We start from the raw sequence: 25994 nt of genomic DNA, 5'->3' as shown, positions 1-25994 counted from the left end.
TAAATTTTATGAAAAAGTTCTTTTTGTTTATTATTACATTAATAGCACTTGATGTTGCTTCTCAGGATTCCAAATTCTCTGTTGGATTAAATTACCCTATTCCATTTGAACATAACTTTATTAATGATTATTATAATGGTGTTATAGATGCTGAATTTAACTTTAGGGCATATAAAACTAATACATTAAGTTTAGGATTAGGTCTAAATGTTGGCTTGTTAAAGAGTGATGACTCTGTTATTGAATTTAATGTTAAATCTTATGTTTTTCAGCCTAAAATATTTGTCGAGTTTAATTTTTCAAAACTTCATCCTTATTTAAGGCTAGGGTATTCTTCAATGGTTTTTAAAACTAAAGGAAGAAGTGATGAAATTGGTGGGTATTATGGTGTTGCTATGAGTTTTAATAACACACAAAGTGGATTAAATATTAACCCAGGCATAAAATATAATATTATAAATGAATTCTTTATTCAAGCTCAATATGACTATATATTATTAGGGGTTGAAGAGCCAATAAAAAATTCCAGATATAATGGTGCTGTGCACATTATAAAAATAGGGATAGGAATGGATTTGTAGTGAATAATTTTAAAAGTGTAGTCGTAAAGGGAGGAAGTTAATTGCTTCCCTTTTTATTTTTGTCAAAATTAAATAAATCCGTTATATTAATTTTTAAGGCAGTTGCTAAAACATAAACTGTTGATATAGTGGTATTGACTTCTCCACGTTCAATTCTGCCTACTTGTGATAGAGGTATATCTGCGTCATTTGCTAAATCTTCCTGGGATAAACCTACATCTTTACGGATTTTTTTGAGGTTTTTACCAAATGCCTTTATGAACTTTTTATCCTTAACATTTATCACACATTAAAATTCAACAAAACCAGTACAAATCATAAACGCATATATGCGTTATTTTTTTATTTATATTTGATTTGCATTAAATCTATTATTAACCTAAATTTTTAAAATGAAAAATCAATTTTTAAAATCGACTTTAGGAGTTGTAACATTAATCCTAATCTCAACAGCATGTAGCTCAAATAGTCCTACAGATGACAACAATAACAACAATGCTAAATTAGAAGGTGTTTGGAAGCCTATCAAAGCTGTATATACAGATTCTGGAGGAACAAATACAACAGAAAATTTCTCTGAATGTGAGCAAACAGGTAGGACCATATTCTCATCAAATGGGAACTTTTCACAAACAGGGTATTATCCCGTTTCAGGTAATTGTGAACTTGAATTTGACAATACAGGAAATTGGCAAATCATAAATGAAAATATCTTGAGGGTCACTCTAAACGGTCAGGTTGACAATGGCATTATTGGAGACTATTTTATTTTAGAATTGACAGCAAATTCATTAAAAATTGATGCCGATACGGATGCAAACTCAACAGAAAGTGAAGTATATGTTTTTCAAAAATTTAATTAATATGAAATATAAATCAACTATTTGGTATGTTTTATTATTTGTGCCAATAATTCTCCAATGTCAAAGTAAATCAAATTTTAAGTTTGAGTTTTTAGAAACTAATACTAAAGTAATTTCTAATAAAGGAAAAACAATGATTCTATACTTTTTTGAAGAGGTAAGTTTAAATGAAGCCAAAACCGCATTATTTCAACAAAATTACCCTAAAAAACTAACTGATAGAGAACGGTTTAATATTGCATTAAATAGAAAAAGCTATCATGAAAATATCAAGGTAAAACGTCTTTACTATGAGGACGGAATGTATAAATCTTCTGTAATTGATTCTGCATATTATGAATCACTTCCTTACGAGTCAGTATTAGAAGTAGCTGAAAACCATTATAAGAAAAGAATAGGTTTAGAAAATCAAATGCAACATAATGCTTCAAATATAGATGAAGCAGTAAAACTAGCCTATAATCCGCTTAGTTATTTGCTATTTGATGAGGGGTCAGTTGGTATAAATGTAGGATTGTTTAATTTAACTAATAAGCCAATTTCAAAAGTATTTGGAGAATTGTTGGTAACTGATAATTATGGAGAAGTAATTATTTCTGGCAATTATGCTTTTACTGAAGAAAACCATAGGGATAAGGTCTTAAGTCTTGATGAGTTTGAAGCTGCTATGAATAATAAAGGGTGGTTTAGCACAAATATAATTTGGACACTACAATCACAAGGGACAATTAATAAAATTAAGGAATCAAAAGAAGAAAATTTGGTACTACTATTTAAACCAAATAAGATTGTTTTTGCAGATAAAACTGAGCTCATTAGGAAGTAGTTTTATAATCTTTTTCGTGAACGTGACCTAACCTAAGACCATCCCTACTCTTATTTAAAATTGGGGACAGTCCCCCCCGGGGTCATTTCCATTTTGTTTAATCTAAAAATTTAAAACTATGGTTACAATAGTAGATTACAGAGCCTATCAAACAGAAGATGGGAAAGAGTTTTATGCACTTCAAGTTCAAGGTGGACTGGAAGCTGTAAAAAGTAAAGAAACAGGTAGAACTTATCTAACGGCTAGAAAAGCTACAGTGTCTTGTACATTTGATAAGGAAACATGCGAGATGCTAAAAGGAACGCAGCTACCAGGTAGTATAAAAAGGGTTGAAACAGAACCCTATGAGTATGCTATTCCTGAAAATGGTGAGATTATTACGCTCACACATCGATTTGAATACGTTGGTGAGGATGAAACCATTGTAAAACAAAACGTGGTTGAAAAAGAAATGGTTGCATAACTAAATCTATTACAGAAATTATTAAAGAGAGCTTCAGAAATGAGGCTCTTTTTTTTATGTACTCATTACAGAGTATAACAATTTTAATTATAAAATATAAACAGAAGAATTATGAAACTACAACAAGCACAAAGGCACCAAGTAAAATTAAGACTTGGGCTTTCAGGAGCCTCTGGATTTGGCAAAACTTATTCAGCTTTATTATTGGCTCATGGGATAACTAATGACTGGTCAAAAATTGCCATTATTGATACAGAAAACAACTCGGCATCACTATACTCACATCTAGGGGAATTCAACGTTTTGATATTGAATGAACCATACAGTCCTGAAAGATATATAGAGGCCATTAAAACCTGTGAAAATGCCTCAATGGAGGTCATTATAATTGACAGCATTACCCATGAGTGGTCAGGTAAAGGTGGTTGTCTACAAATACATGAACAGTTGGGTGGAACATTCCAAATGTGGGCTAAAGTTACACCAAGACACCAGGCTTTTTTAGATGCAATACTGGAATCAAAAGCACATATTATTACAACAGTGAGAAGAAAAATTGATTATTCCTTAGATATAAGCTCTAATGGAAAAACCAAAGTCACTAAACATGGAACCAAGGAGGTAACCCGTGAGGGATGGGAATACGAGCTCACAGTAAACTTTGAACTAGTTAATGACAGGCACCTAGCCTGTGCATCCAAGGATAGGACAGGTCTTTTTATGGACAAACCTGAATTTGTTATCAATAGGGCTACAGGTAAAAAATTAATGGAATGGTGTAATGTTGGTGTGTCCATAGATGAAGCCAAGAAAGAGATTTCAGTATGTGAAACTCTAGAAGGACTCAAACATTTGTATAACAAATACAGCAGTTTACAACAGCAGATACATCCCTTGATACTAGAGCGTAAAACTGTACTTGACAACGTATCAAATCAAATTATTGACAAAAAAGAAATCGTTAACCCCTCTAAAACCCAACAAAATGGAACTCATAGCCAATCCTAATCCTAATCAGATGATTCATTTAAATCATCAAATAATTGATAAACCTTCAAGTAGTTTCATTGAGGCGAACACAAAGGCAGTATCATTGGAACACCTTAAAAACGACTGTATCATTCCTGTGTTTTCAAAGGACAATGAGTCCACTATAAGCCATTACCAATTTGTAGATACACTCTACAGACAAGTACAGGCTAGATATCCCGATTACATCATCAAAGAACCAGAGATTAGGGTCAGTCATGTGATTAAAGGCAGGATACCTTCAGCTATTGGCAAACCAGCTAAGGAGTTACAGGAACATGAAAAGACAATCTATTATGAACGCTGTGCATTTTTAATACACATCCTACAGATGAAAAAAACAATCAATGGTAATGAACTATCATTGAGTATAGGTGGGGTTAGATCATTATCACAGGAAAACCTGTATTCCAAAAAGAGCCTAGAGAAATTCAAGGTATTTATAGGGTTCAAAAATAAAGTCTGCACAAATTTATGTGTTTCAACCGATGGTGTTGCTGATGATATTAGGATAGGTTCAATAAATGAACTGGAACAGCACACAGACCAATTATTTCTTAACTATAATGAGGAAATCCATCTAGAGAATATGGAACGTATGAGCAATTACAAACTATCTGAAAAACAGTTTGCACATTTTATTGGTAAGGCAAGGATGTACCAACATTTGGATAAACATGAAAAACAGGGAGTATTTCCATTTACCCTCAATGATAGCCAGATAAATACAGTAGTGAAAGATTACTACAATGATAGGTATTTTAAAAGGGATATAGATGGCTCAATAAACCTATGGAAGCTTTACAATCTCTTTACAGGAGCTAATAAATCATCATACATAGATAATCTTTTAGATAGAAATGTAAACTCATATGAGATAGTAAAAGAACTGGGTATTTCAATAGAAAACAACTCCAAAAACTGGTTCCTACAATAATTTAATATAGCGGTATTGTACTATTTTGACAAATTGTATGATACCGTTCAATTTGATAATAAATACACCCAATAATGGATGAAAAACAACTAGTAGAACTATTGCGTTATTCTTCTCCAAAGGAACTCTATGTAGTTACTTATAAAAACAAACTCAAATTATTGGTCTGTCCCTTTGAAGTCCTTGTGAAGTATGATATTGAGAGCTTAAAGAAGCATCAAATTGTTAAAGTAGATGAAGTTAAAATAACGTTGGAATTGGTTACTGTCTACATTATTAAAGGTCGTGCCTATTTCTATTTCCATTTTGAGATTATAGTACTTGATTGATAAAAAGGCTATATAATTATGCATTAAAATAATTTTAATTTTTTTTGGATTTTATTTTAAAATGCTATTATCTTTGCACAAAGCAGTTGGAATAAACTGGGATATTGTTAAAATATAGCAATGTAATTTCAAAAGTGAACCCTCTCAAGGTTTTTTAAATAGCTTTTGTACTTCTTATTTAAAATCATATTTACATATTAATTGTAACTATTCCGAGCAGTTGTGCTTGTAGTTTATTAATTATTAACCAAAAAATGTAAATATGAAATAATGAAATCTCAAAATAGTCAAATTCTACTATCAGTAACGATGTTAAAGGTAGTAGAGCTGAATATCCAAAATCTTTAGGATACAGTATGCTTATGGAATCTGGCAAATGACGCAGAAATCATAGAATTAGATTCCTAATTTAATAAGACTAAAAAAATGAGTCTAAAAAGAACAGAAGAATATTTAAACAAAAAATATAGTTTTAAGTATAATGTAGTAACTAATAAAACAGAGTTTAAACTAAAAGGTGTTACAAGGTTTAGAGAACTTGAGGAATACGACTTAAATTCTCTACACAGGGAATTGCATCATAGTGATATAAAAATAGCAAAGAAAAATATAGCAGATTTATTGAAATCAGATTTTGTTAATAAGTATAATCCGTTTGAAGATTATTTCAACTCGTTGCCAAAATGGGATGGACAAGTCGATCATATTGGTAACTTTTGCAATACTATACAAACCCATAATGACGTAGATTTTAGATGGGCATTTAAGAAATGGTTTGTTGCAATGGTAGCTTGTGCGATTGACAATACAAAAGTAAATCATACGGTCTTAATACTAAGTGGTCAACAAGGTATTGGAAAGAGTAGTTGGTTTGTAAAATTAATACCTCAGAGATTGCAGGAATACTATTTTTCTGGAATAATAAATCCAAATTCTAAGGATGATTTGATGCAACTATCAAAGAATTTGATTGTTCATATGGATGAGCTGTCAACTTTTAATAAAAAGGATGTGGAAGCTTTTAAAGAAATGATTACTAAACCTAATTATGAATTAAGAAAAGCTTATGGGTATTTCCACGAGAACTTTATTAGAAGGGCATCATTTATTGGGTCAACAAACAACGTCAATATATTAACTGATACAACTGGAAATAGGAGATTTCTGGTTTTTAAAGCATTGAAAATTAATTATCAGACAAATGTAGATATTGACTTATTGTTTGCACAAGCCTTAGTAATGTTTAATAATAATTTTAAGTATTATTTTGACCAGCAGGATACCCAGAGAATTGAGGCAAACAATCAAGTATTTGTTGACAAATGTCAAGAAAGAGAACTTCTAGAGAAATTTTTTAGAGCTCCTAAAGCAAATGAAACTTCAGAAACTTTAACCGCAACGGACATTATTGATTACATAAATGATAATTCCAACAATAAACGGTATAATTTAAATAACAATACAATTGGAAAGGAATTACATGCAATGGGATTTGACAAGGTCAAGAGAGGCTATAAGGTTGTGAAGTTAAAACTTTAAAAAGGGTGGGTAGGTAAGTAGTTTTTACAAACATATTTTAAAAATAAAAAGTATAAGAAAATAACCTTCCTACCCTTCCATTAACATATTAAATTGAATCTAAAAGGGTGGCTTACAGCTGTCCTTTTTTTATCTACAGGAAATATAAGTCCTAAAATCTGACCAAAACATGAAAAATATTATTTCAGAAATAGAGCTTAAATACAGCCCTATTGTTATAAAACAAGAACGCATCAGTATAAAGGACAGTTCATCTGCATATAAGGTATTATTGAATAACTGGAATATGGATTCTATAGAATTATATGAAGAATTTAAGGTTTTGTTACTTAACCGAGCAAATGAAGTATTAGGTGTATATGCTCTATCTAAAGGAGGAATACATGGTACTGTGGTTGATATAAAGCTTCTTTTTGCAGTTGTACTTAAATCTGCTTCAAGTTGTGTAATTCTAGCTCATAACCATCCTAGCGGTAATTTAAAGCCTAGTGAAGCCGATAAGAATTTATATTTTAAAATTAAAAGGGCAGCAGAATATTTGGATATAAATGTTTTGGATAACCTTATAATTTCAAAAGATGGATATTATAGTTTTAATGATGAAGGGGAATAGTATTATTATTTTATCTAAAGGAACTATTGGGCTATATACTTAAATAAGTGTTAAATAAGGTGTTTGAGTGATAGTTTAATTTGTAATTCATTGTTTTATATCGGTTTGTATGATTGTAGTGTGGTCTGGTAAAGACTTAATGGGATGATGATAAACTTGTTTTTGTAATATGGAAACCGTTTTTAAGTAAAATGTCTCAAATAAGTTTATGGTTTGGGATAATTACTAAAGTTAAAACATTAAAAATTGTTTCAATTATGCCTGCTAAAGGTGTTATTTTTAGTGACGGTATAGAATCAGATTTTTTAAGTTTTAATTTAGTGTCAGGTGTGGAAATTTCTATTGCAGATACAAAAGCAAATAATTTCTTTAATAATTAATATTTGATTGCTGATATTACTGTTTTTTTATACGTTATGGTAGTTTTTTATAATAGTATACCTTTGTAAGTATTTGTTGTATTTTTAATTTTAAATAATTATTGATGAAAATTTCTTGTAAACTATATAATGACTCTTTTGATTCAGTTTTTTGGAAAGAATCTAATAAGATTAAATTTTTAAAGAAAACTATCCTATCAATGGAAGAAATCATCAAGGGGTATCTTGATGATATTAGAAATAATTTTCCGCAGCTAACTGATCATTCTTTAGATCATTCTCGAATGCTATGGAATTATGCAAATATTATAATTGGTGACAGGAAATTTTATTTAAATCCTTTAGAAGGTTTTGTATTGCATGCAGTTTTTCTAATTCATGACTCTGGAATGTGTTTTTCAATTTTGAATAATAAAGAAGAAATTGAAAATGATAGAATCTATCAAGATTACTTGACAGAATATGGTGATAATGAGGAAAACAGAAATGAAGCACTATTTTATACAATTAGGATTCGTCATGGAGATTATGCACTCAGAGTAGCTACAGAAAAATTAAAACATGGAGAGTATTTAGTAAATGATACTATTTTAAGGGAAGAATTATCATTAATTATAGGGAAAATAGCTAAAAGTCATACTTGTCATATTAATTATATAGAAAGAGAATTAGATTATATATATATTTCTCCAAATTATTCAGTAGACTGGAAAATAGATTGTAGTAAACTAGCATTTATCTTAAGAACTTCTGATGCAGCTCACTTAGATAACTTAAGAACTCCTAAAACCTTAAAACTAATTAGTGAATTAGGGGAAGTGTCAAGAAATCATTGGATTTTTCAAAAAAAATTAGGCTTTCCAATACTTTCAGAAGATAATACTTTAATATACAACACTAATTCTCCTTTTAGCCAGAATCAACAAAAAGCATGGTGGTATTGTTATAATGCGTTTAAGGTATTAGATGATGAATTAAAAAAGGCGAATGAGTATTTTGAATTGAATGGGAAAACTCCATTTAGTGCTCGTGGTGTTAAATCAATAAATGATACTCTATTAATAGGGGAGAAATATGTTAGAACCAAAGGTTGGGTAGCTTTTGATACACAGGTCAAGGTTAGTAATCCAGTACACATAGCATCTGAATTAGGAGGTGTTAAATTGTATGGACAAATAAGTTTTGCACTACGAGAGTTAATTCAAAATAGTATTGATGCCATTAATATTCATAGAATTTTTACAGGTCAAAATAATGAAAATTTAGGTGAAATAAAGGTCTCATTAGAAGAGGAGGATAATCATATTTGCTTGATAGTTACCGACAATGGGATAGGTATGAGCCAAACATTATTGTGTAATGAAATATTAGATTTTGGAGGGTCGTATTGGAGAAGTAATCGCTTTGGATTTGAATTTGAAGGAATAAAAACTAAAGGATTTCAATCTATTGGTAAATTTGGAGTTGGTTTTTTTTCAATTTTTATGTTGGGTCAAAAGATAACCGTAACTTCTTGGAAATTTGGAGAAGGAATAGAAAAAATGAAAACCTTGGATTTTTATGATGGTTTGTTTTCAAGTCCAGTTTTAAGAGACTCAAATGAAGAGGAAAGAAAAAGAATATTAGACAGAGGCACTACAATAAAAGTAAAGTTGGCTTTACCCCCAAATGACGAAAATGGTATAATTGGAAAACATAGATTTGTAGATAACCGTCTGTTTACTTTAGTTAAATATTATATTCCAGGCTGCAATGTAAAAATTTCTGTTAAAGAATTAAATGGAGACATTAGAACCATTGAACCTAATTATCCATATAATCTAAAATTAGATAAATTAATTGACTTTTTTTATATACCTACCATTGGTAACGATTACAATTCATTTATTCAACAGATTAAGGAGCTTAAAATTGAACTTACAGATATAATTGATAATGATAGAAATTATGGTAAGTTAGCTATTCTACCTTCAAATTGGGGAAATTATCTTAACTCAACAGCTTTAGTCTTATCAAAAGGAATAAAAGTTAATGAATTACGTGGATTTATTGGATATATAATAGTAGATGAAATTATTTCAATAAAAAGAGACGTTTTTTCTAAAATAGTCCCATTTGAAACATTAAAAAAATGGGCAATTATTCAAATTAAATATATTGAAAATAATCAATTAGTAGGTTTGTATATAAATAGTTATTTGTCATTATTGCTAACATTTGGTTTTTATAAGGATGATTTACCAATAGCTTTAAAAAAGACAAATAATATTTATAAAAATGTATCTGTAAAAGAATTAAAATTGTTTTTAAAAAGTAATAATGAAGTGAACTTTTATATGGAGGGCTATTCAAATTCAATTAAAAGCCCAAACTGTGATGGTTTTATTTTTCTATCATTAAATTTAGCTTTTAATAATATTGTAAAAGAAATAGACCAAAGTAAATTATTGACTTATAATAATAAACTTAAAGGAATATTTGATGAGATTTGGAAAAATTATGTTTTTAATGATAACAGGTTTGAAGGAATTGGTATGCTTAATTCCCCCTACTCTTTAATTAGAAATTATAAAAAAGTAATTTCATAAATATAATATTTACCATTTTTTAATTCAGATAATGTACTCCCGTCCAGACCGCTAAAATTGCTAAAAAGCTCTTAGAGATTAGGGCTTTATTTGGATTTAAAAGATTACCAAGTATAAAAAATTTAATAATATTTTAAGACAATCTGTGTGTATAAATTTTTCATATTAAAATGAATCAATTAAGTCTTTTTTATTTTAGATTGTATAAAACGTTAGGCTTTTATTAATTTGAAAGATATAATAGAGGGAATTAAAGAGGGGAACATTTATTTCAGGTGTTATTTTTGTATAGAATTTCCTTTAATATATTTATTTAATTTTAATTGTCAAGTTTGTAAGATATTCTTTATTTTAGTTGAATAAAAATATTTATTATGTTATGGAGAATATTTTAGAACTAAAAACTGTTAATGAACTAACTCAATTCTCATTTTTTATACCTTCATATCAACGGGGATATAAATGGACTACAAAAGAAGTTAAGGATATTTTAAATGATATTAATGATTTTATCCCCAGAATAATAGATAATTTTGAACAAAGAACATGGTATTGTTTGCAGCCAATTGTTATTAGAAAAAAGGGAAATTGGAATAATGAATTTGAAGTTATTGATGGACAACAGCGTTTAACAACAATTTATTTAATTTTACATTATCTTAATCAGGATTTTGTGAAAGAAAGAAGGCTAAAGTTGTTTCATCTTAATTATCAAACTCGACTAGGAACTTCTAAATTTTTAGAAAATCTTAATGACACTAAAACTGATGACTGTAATGTTGACTTTTTTCATATCAGTCAAGCTTATAAAACCATTGTTGATTGGTTTGAAAAACGGCCTATCAATTTTGACAAATCTGATTTTAGTTCTAAATTTAAATTTCATTCCAGAATTATTTGGTATGAATCAAAAAATGAAGATCCAATTTCAATTTTTACAAGAATAAATATTGGAAAAATCCCATTAACCAATAGTGAATTAATTAAAGCTCTTTTTTTAAACAGTTCAAACTTTCATCAGTATAGTAATGATAGATTAAGACTCCAACAATTAGAAATTGCTTCAGAGTGGGATGCAATAGAGCAAGAATTACAAGAAGATAGCTTTTGGTATTTTTTAACTGCTAATAAAGTTCAAGTAAACAGGATTGAATTTATTTTTGATTTAATGAATGACAATGATGATAAGTCAGATAATTACTCTACATTCAGATATTTTAGTAAAAAATTTAAAAATAGTTCTCCTGAAATTATTCAAAATAATTGGAAAATAGTTAAATCTTATTTTCAACGATTCAAAGAATGGTATAATGAAAGATCGTGGTATCACAAGATAGGTTTTTTAGTTTCTATAAATTCAATTTCAATAAAATCTTTATATGATAAGTCTTCTGAATTAACAAAATCTCAATTTGATGAATATTTAGATGCTTTAATTAAACAAAGTATAAGAAATATTATATTAGATGATCTACAATATTCTGATAAAGAAGATGTAAGAAAGATTTTATTGTTGTACAATATTCTTACTATGCTAAATAGTGATAAAGATAATTCTTATTTTCCTTTTGATATATTTAAAAATGAAAAATGGGATATTGAACATATTACCTCTATAAAAGATGCAATGCCTGACAAAAACAGAGAGGATTGGCTAAACGATGCAAAAGTATTTATTGATACTTCACATAAGGAAGGTAATTTGTTAAAAAAGAGAGCTGATAACTGTAATGTGAAAAATGAAGAAGAATTTAAAAATCTTTTTGAAGACATGGTTAGCCATTTTAATGCAGAATTAAAAGATGATCTTATTAATGATATTTCAAATTTAACTTTATTAGATTCTGAAACAAATAGAGGATATAAAAATGCTGTTTTCCCTCTCAAAAGAAAAACTATCATTAATCGTGACAAAGCTGGAGTGTTTATCCCAGTTTGTACAAAAAATGTCTTTTTAAAGTATTTTAGTGAATATCCTCCAAAAATTTCCTTTTGGACGGAAGATGACAGGGAGAATTACGAGAAGGATATTTATACAGTTTTAAAAGATTATTTAAATTAAAATGGAAGAAAATAAATATACAGGAGAAATATTCAATTTTCACAAATTGTTAAATAAATATCAAATAGAAATTCCTATCATTCAAAGGGATTATGCACAGGGTAGAAAAGATAAAAAGGAAATAAGGGAAAATTTTTTAAATGCATTATTTAATAGTGTAAAAAATAGTGAACCTATTAAATTAGATTTTATTTATGGTAGTGTAGTTAATAACCATTTTCAGCCTTTAGATGGACAACAAAGACTTACTACCCTTTTTCTACTTCATTGGTACGCAGCTACTAAAGAAAATAAATTATTACAAGATGATGTAAGGATAAAACTAAAAAGATTCTCATATGAAACAAGAATATCTTCAAGAGAATTTTGCTATGATTTAGTAAATAAGTCTATTTTTATAAGTTCACAAGAAGATTCAATTAGTAGAAAAATCATTGACTCTAATTGGTTTTTCTTATCTTGGAAAAATGACCCTACCATAGATGGAATGTTAAGAACAATCGATTCTATCCATAAGGTTTTTTTTCAAGTTGAAGATTTATGGCTAAAACTTACTTCTAATTTAATTGAATTTTATTTTGTTGAATTGGAGAATATGGGCTTAACAGATGATCTTTATATTAAAATGAATGCAAGAGGTAAGCTCTTAACATCATTTGAAAATTTTAAAGCTGGATTTCAAAAAAGAATTCAAGATGAAGGGTGGGAAGTTAAAACAAATTTAGAGAATACCTTTGGTGTAAAAATTGATAATGATTGGACTGATTTTTTTTGGGATCATTTTAGAACAAATAACTCTGTTGATAATGCGTTAATAAGGTTTATAGCTACAATTGCTATGATTATGCAGTCTGTAGAAAGAAGTCAATCAACTGAACTAAGATTAGAGTTAATTAACACACTACAAGAGGAACCAAGTCTAGTGCGTCCAATAAATTTTAGTAAACAAGGTTTTGATCAGTTAGTAAAGTATTTCAATATTTATAATGAATATGTTATTTTGCATAATTATGAATTTATGAGTTTTCCGTTCCCAATGTGGAGACATACTTCAAAGGGTTCAATTCTTTCAATGAATGTATTAGAAGATAATACATACTCAGCACTTCAAAGACAAAGTTCTACTTATACTCAGAAAGTTTTATTTTTTGCTCAGGCTCAATATTTCATTAAGAATAATTTTAATGAGGAAAAGTATTATGATTGGATGCGTGTGATAAGGAATATTATTTCTAGAGGAGATATAGAAAAAGATGGTTCAAGACCTGATATAATAAGAAGTCCAGCTGCATTTGATGGAGTAATAAATTTGATAAATGAATTATCTGAAGGTTCAAATGATATTTATTACTATTTGGCAAATTCAACTGGATTTAAATCACAATTTTCAAGGGAACAGATTTATGAGGAAGTTGAAAAAGCAAGATTAATTCAATATAACCATAATTATAAAAATATAATCTTTCAAGCAGAAGACAATGATCTGTTGAGAGGGAAAATCTCTTTTATATTTTATTGTATAAATTACAACTATTCTCTCATAAATTTTGATGAAGACTTATTTGTTAATATTACAGAAGTAATAAATAGATATTTTTCAAAAGAAAGTGATCTTAATAATAAGATTAGAAGAGCAATAATGACAATTGAAGTTGAAGGTAAATTTGACTTTTATACATACTGGTGGTCTTACTGGCATGTTGGGAATGCAACTAAGAGAAGATTATTTGATAAATTCCGAGAACTTGAATATTTCATAAATCATGAATTTTACCGGAAATATTTTAAAAAACTAGTGCTTGAATTGATCCATACAACACCTGACAAAATTATTGAAAATTTTACACCTAATAGCTCTTTCCCTAATTGGAAAAAGAAATTAATTAAGGATTCTAGTATATTAGACAATCTAGCGAGTACAAATTTAATTGCAATACCTGAGGATGAATCTTGTTGTTATCTACTAAAAAGTAGTAGACCTAGAGAAATTGAGGGTAATATAAAAATAGAGTAGTTTGCTAAAATTTAAAGTTACTGCCTAAGAAATTCAATGAAAGTTAAAATAAGACATAATTAAGACATATATTAATTTTTTAATTTAATATTTAATTGATTTAAAGCAAATTATACGCCTTGGTTCGAGCCCAAGAGGGGGAGCAAAAACAAGAAAAAGACTTTACAGAAATGTAAGGTCTTTTTTGGTTTTATACGGTATCTACAGGCGGTTTACACTAGTATTGGTATTCATTTCATTTTATTCAAAATAGGAACTAGGTTGGTATTTTTATAAAACAAAGGCATACTATTCAGTATGCCTTTGTTTTTGAGTCCATTTGTTTTTAATTTATGGCTGCTTTTGCAGCTTCAACAACAGATTTAGAGTTTCCTATGAATATGTTTTCGTCTGCAATAATTACTGGTCTGCTTAAAAAGGTGTAATGTTCCAATATATAGTGTTTATAATCGCGTTCTTCAAGCTTTTGGTTTTTTAAGTCCATTTCCTTGTAAAGTTTAGAACGTTTGCTAAAAAGCGCCTCATAACTTCCTGCAAGCGCCTTCATTTCCTTTAATTGCTTAACGGTTATTGCTTCGGTTTTTATATCCTGTAACACAAATTCAGAGGGTAGGTTTAATTCTTTTAAAATTCTAACACATGTACTGCATGTTTTTAAGTAGTATACCTTTTTCATCTTCTTATTTATTTGTTTTTTATTGGTCAAGATACAATTCGCCATTAAATATGTTGCTTAATTTTATATTTGGCATGGGGCATTTTATATTTGTCATATATTTACGGCCAAATTAATAAAGATATTTTTATAAAAAAATTACCATGCATTTTACATTAGAAGTTTTACCAAATACCAGAAAAGCCTTTAACAGAATTATTGAAAAAACGTCATTAGAAGACTTAAATAGAATTCCAAATGGGTTTAACAACAACATTATTTGGAATATTGGGCATATAGTGGTTACTCAGCAGCTATTAGCATATAAACTATCAGGTTTAGCATTGATGGTAAATGACGAGTTGGTTGGAAAATATAGAAAAGATACCAAGCCAGAAGGTGATGTAACACAAGAGGAAGTAAACGAAATAAAGGCATTGCTTTTTTCAACCGTTGAAAAAACAAAAGAAGATTACAACAGTGGTTTATTTAAAAACTACCAAGAATATACCGTTTCTACAACAGGAAATACGTTGACTAATATAGATGAAGCCTTTCAGTTTATTATGTTTCATGAAGGCATACATTTGGGTTACGTTATGGCTTTATTACGAGCCATTAAAAGTTAAATAATCACTCACTTTTTCAATAGGAATTGTAAATTCTATAATTCCTGTTGAATAAGGAGCAATTTCATAGGTGTTATATAATAAAATAATGCCTTCTTCATTAAAACCGATGTTGGCTGGTAATTGAAAAGTATCAGGTTCAAAAAGGATGTCTTCTTCGGTAATAGCATCTTTGAAATAAGATTGTGCTACGCTTTTAAAAGCATCTTTATTTTTAATTAAATGACTGTTTTCAATGCGTTTTCCTGTAGTTGCATCAAAATTTAAAAATGAAATATGGGTAATGCCATGTGCGCCACCAGTGTTTACATAAGAAGTTATGGCAATACTAATAACTTCGGGCGATTGATGCATAAGTTCGCCATCAACTTGAGCTTCCCAAGGTTGTGAAACATCAGGAAAATCCTTATTAAAAGCATTATATTCATTATTGAAAGCTGTAATGCTTTCTTCAACAGTTTGAAATACTATGGCATCTTGGTCGCCAATTTGTAGAACAGCAATAATGGTTTTGTTTATTTCGCTATTTATTTGTGAAGCAATTTGTTCGTTTCCGGCGGCTTTGGGAACATTTATTTCAACCAATTTATTATTTGCAGTTGTAATATTGGTGTCTAAAAAAGTTGTTTTCAATTCTTTATTACAAGAAAATAGAAAGCACAGGAAACTGATGGATAAGAGAAATTTTTTATAATGCATGCGTAAACTTTTAACCTTGTTTAAAGGTAATTATTGCATTTGAATACACCGAATAAAAAGAGAAGTTTATAGGTGTGTTTTTTTAATTTAAGTAATAAATATATCCAACGTTAATCCATATAAGCCAATCGTTGTATTTATTTGAAGGTAATTGATGGTTAAGTCCGTCAACAAAATCGCTTAAATAATATTGCCCTCTAATATTTAACATTAAATCGGATAACTTGTCTAATTTGTATCGAACGCCTACACTGCTCACTAAAGAAAAGGTGCCTCCTCCAGAAGCATCTACAGAGCCTGGTGCCCACAACGAATAAAAATTACTTGGGTTTGTAACATTGCCAACCGCAGTCGGATCTGGGTTTGCATAAGTAGTACTAACTTCAGGACTGTAAATGGTGTAATGCGCCCCAAAACTAATAAATGGAGAAAGAGCGTGACCAAAGGTTTCAAAATCATGGATTTCAAGAGGGTAAAATTCAAATTCAGTTCCTAAATCTAAATTTTTTGCATACCCTTTATGTGCTCGAAGTCTTTTGGCGTCTTCAGAAGTTTTACTAGGGCCCACCCATTGCCCAAAATGCTCTAACTTAGTTTTATTCCAAGAAATTTCATTTCTAATTTTAACGTGCTCTTCAAAATAGGTGTTAGGACGTCTAAAATTATAATTGCCTTTGTACGAGAAATTTATATAGTGAACAATTCCTATTCCAAATCCAGTATTTCCAAAATTTGTAGTTGCATTTTCTCTAACACCATAGTCTGACTTAAACTGTACTGGACCAGCAACAACACCAATTTCATTAGAAAAACCTATTTGGGAAAATGCTGTTTGATAGCATGCTATCAAACATAAATAAAAAGCTAAACATTTGAAGTTAAGCATAAATAAGATTCTGTTTTTGAGGCATTAATAATAACAAATATATAAAAACTCGATAAAGAAACAAATAATTATAATTTGGTGCTTAAAGCGAGAAAATATTAATTGCGAATTTGAAAATAAAATAGCGTTATTTTTAAAGATAACGTATATTTGCACCAATAAATTGTTTTTTCAATAAATATAATGCATTTTTAAATCATGTTGTTTGTCGTGTATAACGAATAACCGTACAAATTTAAAGAAATATTTTTAACTAGGGTACAAATATTAAATTAATAAATAAAACCAATGAATAGTAATGTTGAAGCTTTTTTAAATCTTGTAAAAGAACGAAATGGTAATGAACCAGAGTTTTTACAAGCAGTAGAGGAGGTTGCAGAAACTGTAATTCCTTACATCGTTGAACACGATATATATTTTGGTAAAAATATTTTGCTAAGAATGGTAGAGCCCGAACGCGTGATAACATTTCGCGTGTGTTGGGTAGACGATGCGGGCGAAATACAAGTGAATAGAGGTTATAGAATTCAAATGAATTCGGCTATTGGCCCCTATAAAGGTGGTTTAAGATTCCACCCTACCGTAAATATGAGTATTTTAAAGTTCTTAGCTTTTGAACAGGTGTTTAAAAATAGTTTAACCACTTTGCCAATGGGTGGAGGAAAAGGTGGGAGCGATTTTGACCCAAAAGGAAAAAGTGATGGTGAAATTATGCGTTTTTGTCATGCTTTTATGAGCGAATTATGTAGACATATTGGGCCAAACACCGATGTCCCTGCAGGCGACATAGGTGTTGGCGCTAGAGAAATAGGTTTCCTTTTCGGGATGTACAAAAAACTAAAAAATGAATTTACTGGGGTTTTAACTGGTAAAGGATTGTCTTGGGGAGGTTCATTAATAAGACCTGAAGCAACTGGTTATGGAACAGTGTATTTTGCACAAAAAATGCTTGAAACTAAAGGAAAAGATTTTAAAGGCAAACAAGTTGTGGTTTCCGGTTCAGGTAACGTGGCTCAATATGCTGTTGAAAAATGCATTCAATTAGGAGCAAAAGTTTTAACAATGTCCGATTCTTCTGGATATATTCATGACGCCGAAGGTATAAATGCCGAAAAATTAGCACTTATAATGGAACTTAAAAATGTTAAAAGAGCAAGGATTAGCGAGTATTTAGAAACATATCCAAAAGCCAAATTTGTTAAAGGAAAAACACCTTGGGAGGTAACATGTGATATTGCATTGCCATGTGCCACACAAAATGAACTTAATGAAAATGATGCAAAAACACTTTTAAAAAACGGCTGTATTTGTGTTAGTGAAGGTGCTAATATGCCATCTACCATTAATGCGGTTCGCGAATTCCACAAAGCAAAAATTCTTTATGCGCCAGGAAAAGCATCAAATGCAGGAGGTGTTGCTACTTCTGGATTAGAGATGACCCAAAACTCATTGCGCTTTAATTGGACCAGAGAAGAGGTGGATTTAAAACTGAAAGATATTATGGCCAATATTCACGATTCTTGTACCAAATATGGTAAACAAGAAGATGGTTATATCGATTATGTTAAAGGCGCTAATATTGCAGGTTTTGTTAAAGTAGCCGATGCTATGTTGGCACAAGGCATTGTGTAGAAATCAAACATAAATAAAAACTAAAGCTTCCTAGTGCAAACAGGAAGCTTTTTTGTTTTATTATATATTATTTTAAAGCAAAACTCGTTAGTTATAAATATATTTGAACATTGAAAATTTAAAAATGATTAAAAGACTCATTGTACTTATAATTTGTTTAATGCCATTATTTCAATATGCACAAGATTTTTCTGCACTTTGGAAAGGTCATTTTTCATATAATAACATTAAAGAGGTTGTTCAAGGCAATGGTAGGGTTTATGCTGCTGCAGAAAACGCCGTATTTAGTATCGATTTAGTTACTAATGAGATAAAAGAATTAAATACAATTAATGGCTTGTCCGGTGAAACCATTTCAACTATTTATTACAGTGAAGCTTATCAATTGTTGGTTATTGGGTATGAAAACGGCCTTATAGAAATTGCTTTTGATAACGATGATGAAATTTTAACGGTTATAGATATTCTTGAAAAACCAACCATTCCTGCTGTACAAAAAAGAATCAATCACTTTAATCCTTATAGGAATTTGGTTTATATAGCAACTAATTACGGAATTTCGGTTTTCAATTTGGAACGTTTGGAATTTGGAGACACTTACTATATTGGTAATGGAGGTAGTCAAATACAAATAAATCAAACCGCCGTTTTTGGAGATTATATTTATGCAGCTTGTTCTGGAGGAAACGGATTAAAAAAAGCGTTAGTGGCAAGTCCTAATTTAATTGATTACCAAAATTGGCAAACAGTTACAACAGGAGATTTCACCGCAATTGAAACAGTTGAAGATAAGTTATACGCAGTAAATGCAAATAGCCAACTATTTCAAGTAGTAAATGATGTGTTGAACCCCTTATTCCAATACAATACGCCACCCTTAGAGGTTAAAAATGTATTAGGCAATTTGGTTGTTACCACGTCAAATAATGTGTTTGTTTACAATAACAGTTTTACAATCGTATCACAAGTGGCTATTAGTCCAGATTTTTCAACGCAATATACCTCGGCTACCACCGATGCTAATTTTGTTTATATTGGCACTACCGATTTTGGCGTTTTAAAAACGCCCATTACCGCGCCTGATAGTTTTGAAGAAATTCACCCAGATGGACCATTACTAAACAATCCTTATTCATTGGAATTTAAAAACCAAAATCTTTGGGTTGCCTATGGGGGTCATGGCGTATTTTACAATTGGAGTGGTGGTCGTCAAATTTCAGGAATCAGTAATTATCAAAATAATAAATGGTTGAATATACCTTATGATGCTTTTAGTTCTAAAATAAGTGAGCCTCATTTTTTGTCTAAAGTAGCCGTAAATCCATTTAAAGAAAATCAAGTATTTGTTAGCTCCTATTACTCGGGGCTTATTGAATTAGAAAACAAAGAGGTTTCAAAAATCCATAACAAAACCAATAGTACATTAATCCCGTTTTTTGAGGAATTTTATTTAACAGATTTATGTGAATTTGATGCGAATGGTGCTTTGTGGGTAACCAATGGCAGGGTAAAAGCGCCTCTAAATAAATTTGAAAACAATACTTGGAAATCGTTCGATTTTTCGAGTATAATTTCATCACCATCATCTAATTTAGGATTTGGAGATTTGGTTATTGGTGCCGATGGAACCATATGGCTTGCTAGCTATAGCAATGGACTTATTGGTTTTAACGAGAACAATGGAAGTCCAAAAATAAAAAGTGTTTATAAAGAGGAAGAAAACATGCCTACTGAATTCGCTACTGCTTTAGCATTGGACAATAGAAACCAACTTTGGATAGGCACTTTTAGCGGTTTGCGGGTTCTGTACAACACATCCACTTTCTTCGATGATAATGTTGAGGTAGATGAAATTATTATTTTTGAAGATGGCATCGCCAAAGAGCTATTGTTTCAGCAACTTATTACAGATATAGAGGTAGATGGTTCTAATAACAAGTGGATAGGAACTGCCGACTCGGGCATCTTTTATTTGTCTTCAGATGGACAAAAAACCATCTACCATTTTACTAAAGATAACTCACCCTTACCATCAAATACCATCAACGATGTGTCAATAGACAGTACTAACGGTGTTATTTACATAGCAACCAGTAAAGGCTTGGTGTCTTTTCAATCGGGTAGTTCAAGCACTTTTGATACTTTAGAAAAGGCTTATGCTTACCCAAACCCTGTACGGCCAACCTTTAATATTGTAGATCAAAAAGTAAAGATTAAAGACATTTCAGAAAATGTCAACATAAAAATAACCGATATTGAAGGTAATTTGGTAGCCGAAGCACAATCTAGAACCAACCAACGCTATAATGGGTATAACCTAGAGATTGATGGCGGAACAGCCTACTGGAACGGTAAAAACTTAGCTAATAACGTGGTGGCATCTGGTGTGTATCTAGTGATGTTGTCAGATTTAGACACTTACGAAACCAAAGTTTTAAAATTAATGGTAGTTAGATAATGCTTATTACTACAAATGCGATTGTACTTTCAAAATTAAAATACAAGGACAACGATTTAATTGTAAAATGCTATACCCAGCACTTGGGCGTTGTTGGTTTTTTATTGCGAGGTGTTTTAAAAAGCAAAAAATCGAATACCAAAGCAGCTTATTTTCAACCACTATCTCAAATACAACTAAGTATAGGTTATAAACAAAACAGATCTTTACAAAGTGTTAGCGATACGAAAATGAACCATGTTTACAGTAGTTTGCATACACATGTTTTAAAAAGTGCCATCGTAATGTTTTTATCTGAAATATTATCGAGTACTTTACAGGAGGAAGAACCAAACGAAACCTTATTTAGCTACATTGAAACAACCCTGTTATGGTTAGATGAACAATCTGAATATTCAAATTTTCATTTATTATTCCTTCTCAATTTAACAAAATACTTAGGGTTTTATCCAGAAACCATGCATTTGGATTATAACTATTTTAGTTTGAAAGAAGGCAAATTTCAAACCAACCAGCATGACAATTACACTATTTCGGGCGAAAATTTAACACTTCTAAAACAGTTGTTAGGCACAACATTTGATGCCTTATCTACTGTTAAAATTAATTCAAAACAACGCCAATCCTTTTTAAATATGATGTTGCTTTATTTTGAATTACATTTGGGTAGTTTTAAGCCACCTAAATCATTGCAAGTTTTTAATCAAGTTTTTAATTAACCCATGAAGTCTTTTTTTGCTATTTCATTCTTTTTTTTGGTCATCATACAATTAAAGGCTCAAAACATCAAGGTTTTAAATAGCCTAACAAAAGAACCTGTTTTTGGAGTAGCTATTTACAATGTAGATAAATCTAAAAGTACAGTTACCAACTTTTTGGGCGAGGCATCTTTAAGTGCTTTTTCAAATACGGAAATCATTTATTTTAAGCACCTATCACACATTCTTAAAGAGATAACTAAAGCGCAATTGGGGCAATTAAACCGTGTTTACTTAGTGTCGAACACCGAAGGTTTGGATGAAATTGTAATTTCCGCATCCAAGTTTGAACAGAATAAACGCGATATCCCTCAAAAAATAATCAATATAAATGCCGAGTCTATTCAGTTTGCAAACCCACAAACCAGTGCCGATGTATTAGAGGGCACAGGGCAAGTGTATGTGCAAAAAAGCCAGTTGGGTGGTGGAAGCCCTATGATTAGGGGGTTTTCAACCAACCGATTATTAATTACTGTGGATGGCGTAAGAATGAACAATGCCATTTTTAGAGGCGGCAATTTGCAAAACGTTATTTCCATCGACCCTTTTTCAATTCAAAATACCGAAGTTACACTGGGTTCGGGCTCCGTTATTTATGGAAGCGATGCCATTGGTGGCGTTATGAGCTTTTACACGCAACAACCTCAAACATCGTTAACCGATTCGTTGTTTTTTAAGGCAAATACCATTGTAAGATATGCCACCGCCAGTAACGAAAAAACAGGTCATATCGATTTTAATTTGGGTTACAAAGAATGGGCATTTTTAACCAATATCAGTTATAATGATTTTGGCGATTTACGCATGGGTGCCCACGGTCCTAACGACTATTTAAGGCCCGAATATGTCTCAATTACCAATGCGGGAGACGTTATGGTTGAAAACAACAATCCGTTAGTGCAAAAAACAACAGGTTACCAACAATTAAGTTTGATGCAAAAAGTGCATTATAAACCTGAAAACAATTTAAGTTTCGATTTGGGTTTGTTTTACACCACCACATCCGATTATGCTAGATACGACCGATTAATTAGATACAGAAATACCACCTTGCGTTCGGCAGAATGGAATTATGGCCCACAAAACTGGTTCATGTCTAATTTGCAAATCACCAAATTGAGCAGTCATTCTAACTTTTACGATAAAATAAAAGCCACCATAGCCTACCAAAATTTTCAAGAAAGCCGAATGGATAGAGATTTTCAATCCTCCATTAGAAATATAAGAGATGAAGCGGTTGATGCTTATTCCTTTAATTTAGATTTTGAAAAAAACTTAGCGCTTAAAACCGAACTTTTTTATGGGGTTGAATACCTTTATAATAAAGTGATGTCGCATGGTGAAGAAGAAAATATAAGTACCAACACCATCATACCAACCGTATCACGGTACCCTAATGGTTCCAGTTGGCAATCGGCTGCAGCTTATAGCAGTATCAAGTACAAGCCTAATTTAAAATTTGTGTTTCAATCGGGCTTACGTTTTAATTACATCGTTTCAAATGCCGATTTTACTGAGAACAACCAGTACCTAAACCTACCATTTAACACGGCAAAAACCGAGGCTTCGGCACTAACAGGTACTGCCGGAATCCGTTGGTCGCCCAACCCCGTTTTACAGTGGAAATTGAACGCATCATCGGCATTTAGAGCGCCCAATATAGATGATATAGGGAAGGTGTTCGACTCTGAGCCTGGGTCGGTGGTAGTGCCGAATAACAACTTAAAATCGGAGTATGCCTACGGTGGCGAATTGGGTTTAAAACTTAATTTTAATGAAAAGTTTATTTTAGATGTATCAAGTTATTATACCTATTTGGATAATGCCTTGGTGCGACGCGATTTTACTTTAAATGGTGAAAGCCAAATTATGTACGATGGCGAGTTAAGCAACGTGCAAGCCATACAAAACGCCTCCAAAGCGTGGATTTACGGTTTTGAAATGGGTTTTAAATTACCTATAACCAATCAATTAAACCTAACCTCGCAATACAGTGTAGTTGGTGGTACCGAAGAAGAGGATGGTATTGAAATGCCTGTTAGACATGCAGCACCTAACTTTGGGAACACCCATTTGGTTTTTACGCATAACCATTTAAAATTGGATGCTTTCGCGGTTTACAATAACGAACTTTCTTTTCTTCAATTGGCTCCTTCTGAAATTGAAAAAGATTATATATATGCTAAAGACGTTAATGGCAACCCATACAGCCCGTCTTGGTACACTCTTAATTTTAGGGGCCAATATCAAGTAAGTAAATCGACTACCATAACGGCCAGTTTAGAGAATATTACAGACCAACGTTATAAAACCTATTCATCTGGTATTGCCGCTGCTGGTAGGAACTTTATTTTGTCTTTAAAATATAGTTTGTAACGTCATTACGAAGGAGGTGTAACAGAAGTAATCTCATGACCGGAGTTCTATGTGTTGAAACTAAGCGATAAACAGATTGCTTCGTACCTCGCAATGACGTTATCTATCATGTTTCCGTCATTACGAAGGAGGTACGACTGAAGTAATCTCATGACCAGAATTCCAAAGTATTTCTAACTAATGGATAAACAGATTGCTTCGTTCCTCGCAATGACGTAGCAGGATAAACAGATGGCTTCACTGCGTTCGCAATGACGTAGCGGGGTTTCTATCTGGCAATAACCTTATCTCTTAAATCCCTTTTTAGTTATTACGGCACCGTTGGATAATGTTACTTTTGCAATAAACACACTATGGTGTAGGTTTGAAAGTTTGTAAGTTTCGGTATGTGTTTTGCCTTTAAAACTATAAAGTTCTTTTCCAAGGATATTAAATATTTGAACCGCCTTAATACTTAAATTGTTTGAAGTGGTAAACTGTACATTATCGTTATCTAACTCAACAATTTTAAGAGATGTTGACTCCAAAGTTTCATTTTCAGTTGTTAAAGTAAGCATGCTAAACCTTATTTCAAAACGATGATTAAACTCGCCCACCTCAGAGGTAAATGTATAATTACTTTGGGTTAAATCGTGCATTTTATTAAGTAAATTATCTTTTATATAAATAGGATTGTTACTTAAAAAATCGCCTTGTATTTTTGATATGGATAAGGTGTATAACGTAGCAGGATCTGTAATTTTTCCAAAACCTAATTTAATAATTTCGTTCTTGTGTATGCTGGTAGGATATTTTCCTTGAATAATAAATTTTTTGTTTGAATTAGGAATGCAAGAATATAACGCAGCCGAATAATTACTACCAATTGTTTTTGGTGCATCGTAATTTACTGCGTCCAAACCATCGGTTGCACCTTCTACATAACCAATTAATATTTGATTGAATACACCGCTGTTGGATGTTAAATTAAGCCATAATTTATTATCGCTCGTGGTGGATGAATAAGAATTGGATGTACTTAGGTTGGTATCTATTAAAGTATTGCTAGAAATACTTTTTGAAAAACTTAATGCGCTCGCCAATACGAAAAATAGGAGCATCGATCTTTTACGAAATGTAGGTTTTTTCATAACGTCTGTTTTTTAATAAATTTTGTGTGAGAGACATTATGAATTTGGAGGGATTTCGGGGCAAAATCATAATATGATAAATACAATACTTGGCGTACTGAATTCTGAAACAATAGTAAATAAATAAAGTTTAAAGCACAAAAAAAATCGACGAAAATACTTTATTGTAATCAAAAGAATACAATATATATGTCGTTGGTCTGTTTTTTTATGGGGGCTAGGTGAAAGTAGATCTTTTCCTTAAAGAAGTTGTAGGTAGGTGATGAACAGATTGTTTCGTTATTCGCAATAACGTTTAGGTTTAATGTTTCCGTCATTACGAGGAGTGTGCGACGAAGTAATCTCACCAAATGGAGTTCAAAATATTTTAAGCCGTTGGGTGCAATTATTTTTTATTTTGACAAATTGAAGTTCCACGTCACACTGATTTCTATGATAAAACCAAATTATTTTTATAAATAGTTTGGTTTTTTATTACAGCAAAAATACGGTGAATGATTTTATTTCTCACGGCGTTTAACACAGACATTTTATTTTTGCCCTCACT

Annotated in this window: 23 protein-coding genes; 18 read left to right on the top strand and 5 right to left on the bottom strand. The window is 31.0% G+C overall.

Features of this window, described 5'->3' with window-relative positions; genetic code table 11:
- Positions 1-8: 8 nt before the first annotated feature.
- Positions 9-581, top strand: coding sequence for an outer membrane beta-barrel protein (locus tag J8H85_RS17355; protein WP_209656739.1), 573 nt, complete (start codon positions 9-11; stop codon positions 579-581).
- A 37-nt stretch (positions 582-618) separates the two neighbouring features.
- Here the strand turns inward: J8H85_RS17355 and J8H85_RS19010 are convergent, their stop codons facing one another.
- Positions 619-867 (bottom strand): helix-turn-helix domain-containing protein, encoded by a 249-nt coding sequence (locus J8H85_RS19010; protein ID WP_209656737.1) that lies wholly within the window; start codon positions 865-867, stop codon positions 619-621.
- 106 nt (positions 868-973) lie between these two features.
- Here J8H85_RS19010 and J8H85_RS17345 point away from each other — a divergent pair, with 106 nt between their 5' ends.
- The 12 genes from J8H85_RS17345 (at position 974) to J8H85_RS17290 (ending at position 14224) form a co-directional block, all read left to right on the top strand.
- Positions 974-1444: a lipocalin-like domain-containing protein gene (locus J8H85_RS17345; RefSeq protein ID WP_209656735.1), complete on the top strand. Its 471-nt coding sequence runs from the start codon at positions 974-976 to the stop codon at positions 1442-1444.
- Position 1445: 1 nt separating this feature from the next.
- A complete protein-coding gene (locus tag J8H85_RS17340; RefSeq protein WP_209656733.1) occupies positions 1446-2270 on the top strand; it encodes a hypothetical protein in 825 nt (274 codons plus the stop codon).
- A gap of 118 nt (positions 2271-2388) precedes the next feature.
- Positions 2389-2733 (top strand): hypothetical protein, encoded by a 345-nt coding sequence (locus J8H85_RS17335; RefSeq protein WP_209656731.1) that lies wholly within the window; start codon positions 2389-2391, stop codon positions 2731-2733.
- Positions 2734-2844: 111 nt separating this feature from the next.
- Positions 2845-3741 carry an AAA family ATPase gene (locus tag J8H85_RS17330; RefSeq protein WP_209656730.1) on the top strand — a complete coding sequence of 299 codons (897 nt, stop codon included), beginning with the start codon at positions 2845-2847 and terminating at the stop codon, positions 3739-3741.
- Positions 3719-4699, top strand: a complete 981-nt coding sequence (locus tag J8H85_RS17325) for a DUF3871 family protein (RefSeq protein ID WP_209656728.1) — start codon at positions 3719-3721, stop codon at positions 4697-4699. Before J8H85_RS17330 ends, J8H85_RS17325 begins: the two co-directional genes overlap by 23 nt.
- Before the next feature lie 74 nt (positions 4700-4773).
- Positions 4774-5028, top strand: a complete 255-nt coding sequence (locus tag J8H85_RS17320) for a hypothetical protein (RefSeq protein ID WP_245243849.1) — start codon at positions 4774-4776, stop codon at positions 5026-5028.
- Positions 5029-5454: 426 nt separating this feature from the next.
- The gene (locus J8H85_RS17315) at positions 5455-6567 is read left to right on the top strand and encodes a VapE domain-containing protein (RefSeq protein WP_209656726.1); all 1113 of its coding nucleotides are present in this window, start codon (positions 5455-5457) and stop codon (positions 6565-6567) included.
- 169 nt (positions 6568-6736) lie between these two features.
- Complete coding sequence (locus J8H85_RS17310) at positions 6737-7180, top strand: JAB domain-containing protein (protein ID WP_209656724.1); 444 nt, start codon at positions 6737-6739, stop codon at positions 7178-7180.
- A gap of 191 nt (positions 7181-7371) precedes the next feature.
- On the top strand, positions 7372-7560 hold the full coding sequence (locus J8H85_RS17305) for a hypothetical protein (RefSeq protein ID WP_209656722.1): 189 nt from the start codon (positions 7372-7374) through the stop codon (positions 7558-7560).
- 200 nt (positions 7561-7760) lie between these two features.
- A complete protein-coding gene (locus J8H85_RS17300) occupies positions 7761-10148 on the top strand; it encodes an HD domain-containing protein (protein WP_209656720.1) in 2388 nt (795 codons plus the stop codon).
- A gap of 379 nt (positions 10149-10527) precedes the next feature.
- Positions 10528-12210, top strand: a complete 1683-nt coding sequence (locus J8H85_RS17295; protein WP_209656718.1) for a DUF262 domain-containing protein — start codon at positions 10528-10530, stop codon at positions 12208-12210.
- A 1-nt stretch (position 12211) separates the two neighbouring features.
- Positions 12212-14224 carry a DUF262 domain-containing protein gene (locus tag J8H85_RS17290; RefSeq protein ID WP_209656716.1) on the top strand — a complete coding sequence of 671 codons (2013 nt, stop codon included), beginning with the start codon at positions 12212-12214 and terminating at the stop codon, positions 14222-14224.
- 325 nt (positions 14225-14549) lie between these two features.
- Here J8H85_RS17290 and J8H85_RS17285 read toward each other — a convergent pair whose 3' ends face one another.
- Positions 14550-14900, bottom strand: coding sequence for an arsenate reductase family protein (locus J8H85_RS17285; protein WP_209656714.1), 351 nt, complete (start codon positions 14898-14900; stop codon positions 14550-14552).
- A 143-nt stretch (positions 14901-15043) separates the two neighbouring features.
- Between J8H85_RS17285 and J8H85_RS17280 the strand changes: the two genes are divergently transcribed.
- The gene (locus J8H85_RS17280; protein ID WP_209656712.1) at positions 15044-15508 is read left to right on the top strand and encodes a DinB family protein; all 465 of its coding nucleotides are present in this window, start codon (positions 15044-15046) and stop codon (positions 15506-15508) included.
- Here the strand turns inward: J8H85_RS17280 and J8H85_RS17275 are convergent.
- Together J8H85_RS17275 and J8H85_RS17270 are read right to left on the bottom strand one after the other, a co-directional pair.
- On the bottom strand, positions 15488-16207 hold the full coding sequence (locus J8H85_RS17275) for a DUF3298 and DUF4163 domain-containing protein (protein ID WP_209656710.1): 720 nt from the start codon (positions 16205-16207) through the stop codon (positions 15488-15490). The genes J8H85_RS17280 and J8H85_RS17275 overlap by 21 nt on opposite strands.
- A gap of 82 nt (positions 16208-16289) precedes the next feature.
- The gene (locus J8H85_RS17270) at positions 16290-17093 is read right to left on the bottom strand and encodes a THC0290_0291 family protein (protein ID WP_209656709.1); all 804 of its coding nucleotides are present in this window, start codon (positions 17091-17093) and stop codon (positions 16290-16292) included.
- A gap of 288 nt (positions 17094-17381) precedes the next feature.
- Here J8H85_RS17270 and gdhA point away from each other — a divergent pair, with 288 nt between their 5' ends.
- The 4 genes from gdhA (at position 17382) to J8H85_RS17250 (ending at position 24317) form a co-directional block, all read left to right on the top strand.
- Complete coding sequence (gdhA, locus tag J8H85_RS17265; protein WP_209656708.1) at positions 17382-18725, top strand: NADP-specific glutamate dehydrogenase; 1344 nt, start codon at positions 17382-17384, stop codon at positions 18723-18725.
- Between the two features lie 124 nt (positions 18726-18849).
- Positions 18850-21183, top strand: coding sequence for a type IX secretion system anionic LPS delivery protein PorZ (gene porZ / locus J8H85_RS17260; RefSeq protein WP_209656707.1), 2334 nt, complete (start codon positions 18850-18852; stop codon positions 21181-21183).
- Positions 21183-21902 carry a DNA repair protein RecO gene (gene recO, locus J8H85_RS17255; RefSeq protein ID WP_209656706.1) on the top strand — a complete coding sequence of 240 codons (720 nt, stop codon included), beginning with the start codon at positions 21183-21185 and terminating at the stop codon, positions 21900-21902. The genes porZ and recO overlap by 1 nt, the downstream gene beginning before the upstream one ends.
- A gap of 3 nt (positions 21903-21905) precedes the next feature.
- The gene (locus J8H85_RS17250; protein WP_209656705.1) at positions 21906-24317 is read left to right on the top strand and encodes a TonB-dependent receptor plug domain-containing protein; all 2412 of its coding nucleotides are present in this window, start codon (positions 21906-21908) and stop codon (positions 24315-24317) included.
- Between the two features lie 284 nt (positions 24318-24601).
- Here J8H85_RS17250 and J8H85_RS17245 read toward each other — a convergent pair whose 3' ends face one another.
- Entirely contained in the window at positions 24602-25447 is an 846-nt protein-coding gene (locus J8H85_RS17245) for a hypothetical protein (RefSeq protein WP_209656704.1), read from the bottom strand.
- Positions 25448-25994 lie beyond the last annotated feature (547 nt).

This window comes from Mariniflexile gromovii (assembly GCF_017814435.1).
In the GTDB taxonomy this organism is placed as follows: Bacteria; Bacteroidota; Bacteroidia; order Flavobacteriales; family Flavobacteriaceae; genus Mariniflexile; species Mariniflexile gromovii.
The sequence above is the reverse complement of the archived record's forward strand: the minus strand, read 5'-3'. Positions and strand labels throughout refer to the sequence as shown.

What these genes read in the sequence shown, in the direction of transcription:
- J8H85_RS17310 (WP_209656724.1), top strand. Translation starts at nt 6,737, where the DNA reads ATGAAAAATATTATTTCAGAAATAGAGCTTAAATACAGCCCTATTGTT.
- gdhA (WP_209656708.1), top strand. Translation starts at nt 17,382, where the DNA reads ATGAATAGTAATGTTGAAGCTTTTTTAAATCTTGTAAAAGAACGAAAT.
- J8H85_RS17245 (WP_209656704.1), bottom strand. Translation starts at nt 25,447, where the DNA reads ATGAAAAAACCTACATTTCGTAAAAGATCGATGCTCCTATTTTTCGTA.
- J8H85_RS17325 (WP_209656728.1), top strand. Translation starts at nt 3,719, where the DNA reads ATGGAACTCATAGCCAATCCTAATCCTAATCAGATGATTCATTTAAAT.
- J8H85_RS17305 (WP_209656722.1), top strand. Translation starts at nt 7,372, where the DNA reads ATGTCTCAAATAAGTTTATGGTTTGGGATAATTACTAAAGTTAAAACA.
- J8H85_RS17345 (WP_209656735.1), top strand. Translation starts at nt 974, where the DNA reads ATGAAAAATCAATTTTTAAAATCGACTTTAGGAGTTGTAACATTAATC.
- J8H85_RS17320 (WP_245243849.1), top strand. Translation starts at nt 4,774, where the DNA reads ATGGATGAAAAACAACTAGTAGAACTATTGCGTTATTCTTCTCCAAAG.
- J8H85_RS17275 (WP_209656710.1), bottom strand. Translation starts at nt 16,207, where the DNA reads ATGCATTATAAAAAATTTCTCTTATCCATCAGTTTCCTGTGCTTTCTA.
- J8H85_RS17290 (WP_209656716.1), top strand. Translation starts at nt 12,212, where the DNA reads ATGGAAGAAAATAAATATACAGGAGAAATATTCAATTTTCACAAATTG.
- J8H85_RS17285 (WP_209656714.1), bottom strand. Translation starts at nt 14,900, where the DNA reads ATGAAAAAGGTATACTACTTAAAAACATGCAGTACATGTGTTAGAATT.
- porZ (WP_209656707.1), top strand. Translation starts at nt 18,850, where the DNA reads ATGATTAAAAGACTCATTGTACTTATAATTTGTTTAATGCCATTATTT.
- J8H85_RS17250 (WP_209656705.1), top strand. Translation starts at nt 21,906, where the DNA reads ATGAAGTCTTTTTTTGCTATTTCATTCTTTTTTTTGGTCATCATACAA.
- J8H85_RS17335 (WP_209656731.1), top strand. Translation starts at nt 2,389, where the DNA reads ATGGTTACAATAGTAGATTACAGAGCCTATCAAACAGAAGATGGGAAA.
- J8H85_RS17280 (WP_209656712.1), top strand. Translation starts at nt 15,044, where the DNA reads ATGCATTTTACATTAGAAGTTTTACCAAATACCAGAAAAGCCTTTAAC.
- J8H85_RS17270 (WP_209656709.1), bottom strand. Translation starts at nt 17,093, where the DNA reads ATGCTTAACTTCAAATGTTTAGCTTTTTATTTATGTTTGATAGCATGC.
- J8H85_RS17300 (WP_209656720.1), top strand. Translation starts at nt 7,761, where the DNA reads ATGGAAGAAATCATCAAGGGGTATCTTGATGATATTAGAAATAATTTT.
- J8H85_RS17295 (WP_209656718.1), top strand. Translation starts at nt 10,528, where the DNA reads ATGGAGAATATTTTAGAACTAAAAACTGTTAATGAACTAACTCAATTC.
- J8H85_RS17315 (WP_209656726.1), top strand. Translation starts at nt 5,455, where the DNA reads ATGAGTCTAAAAAGAACAGAAGAATATTTAAACAAAAAATATAGTTTT.
- J8H85_RS17330 (WP_209656730.1), top strand. Translation starts at nt 2,845, where the DNA reads ATGAAACTACAACAAGCACAAAGGCACCAAGTAAAATTAAGACTTGGG.
- J8H85_RS17355 (WP_209656739.1), top strand. Translation starts at nt 9, where the DNA reads ATGAAAAAGTTCTTTTTGTTTATTATTACATTAATAGCACTTGATGTT.
- recO (WP_209656706.1), top strand. Translation starts at nt 21,183, where the DNA reads ATGCTTATTACTACAAATGCGATTGTACTTTCAAAATTAAAATACAAG.
- J8H85_RS17340 (WP_209656733.1), top strand. Translation starts at nt 1,446, where the DNA reads ATGAAATATAAATCAACTATTTGGTATGTTTTATTATTTGTGCCAATA.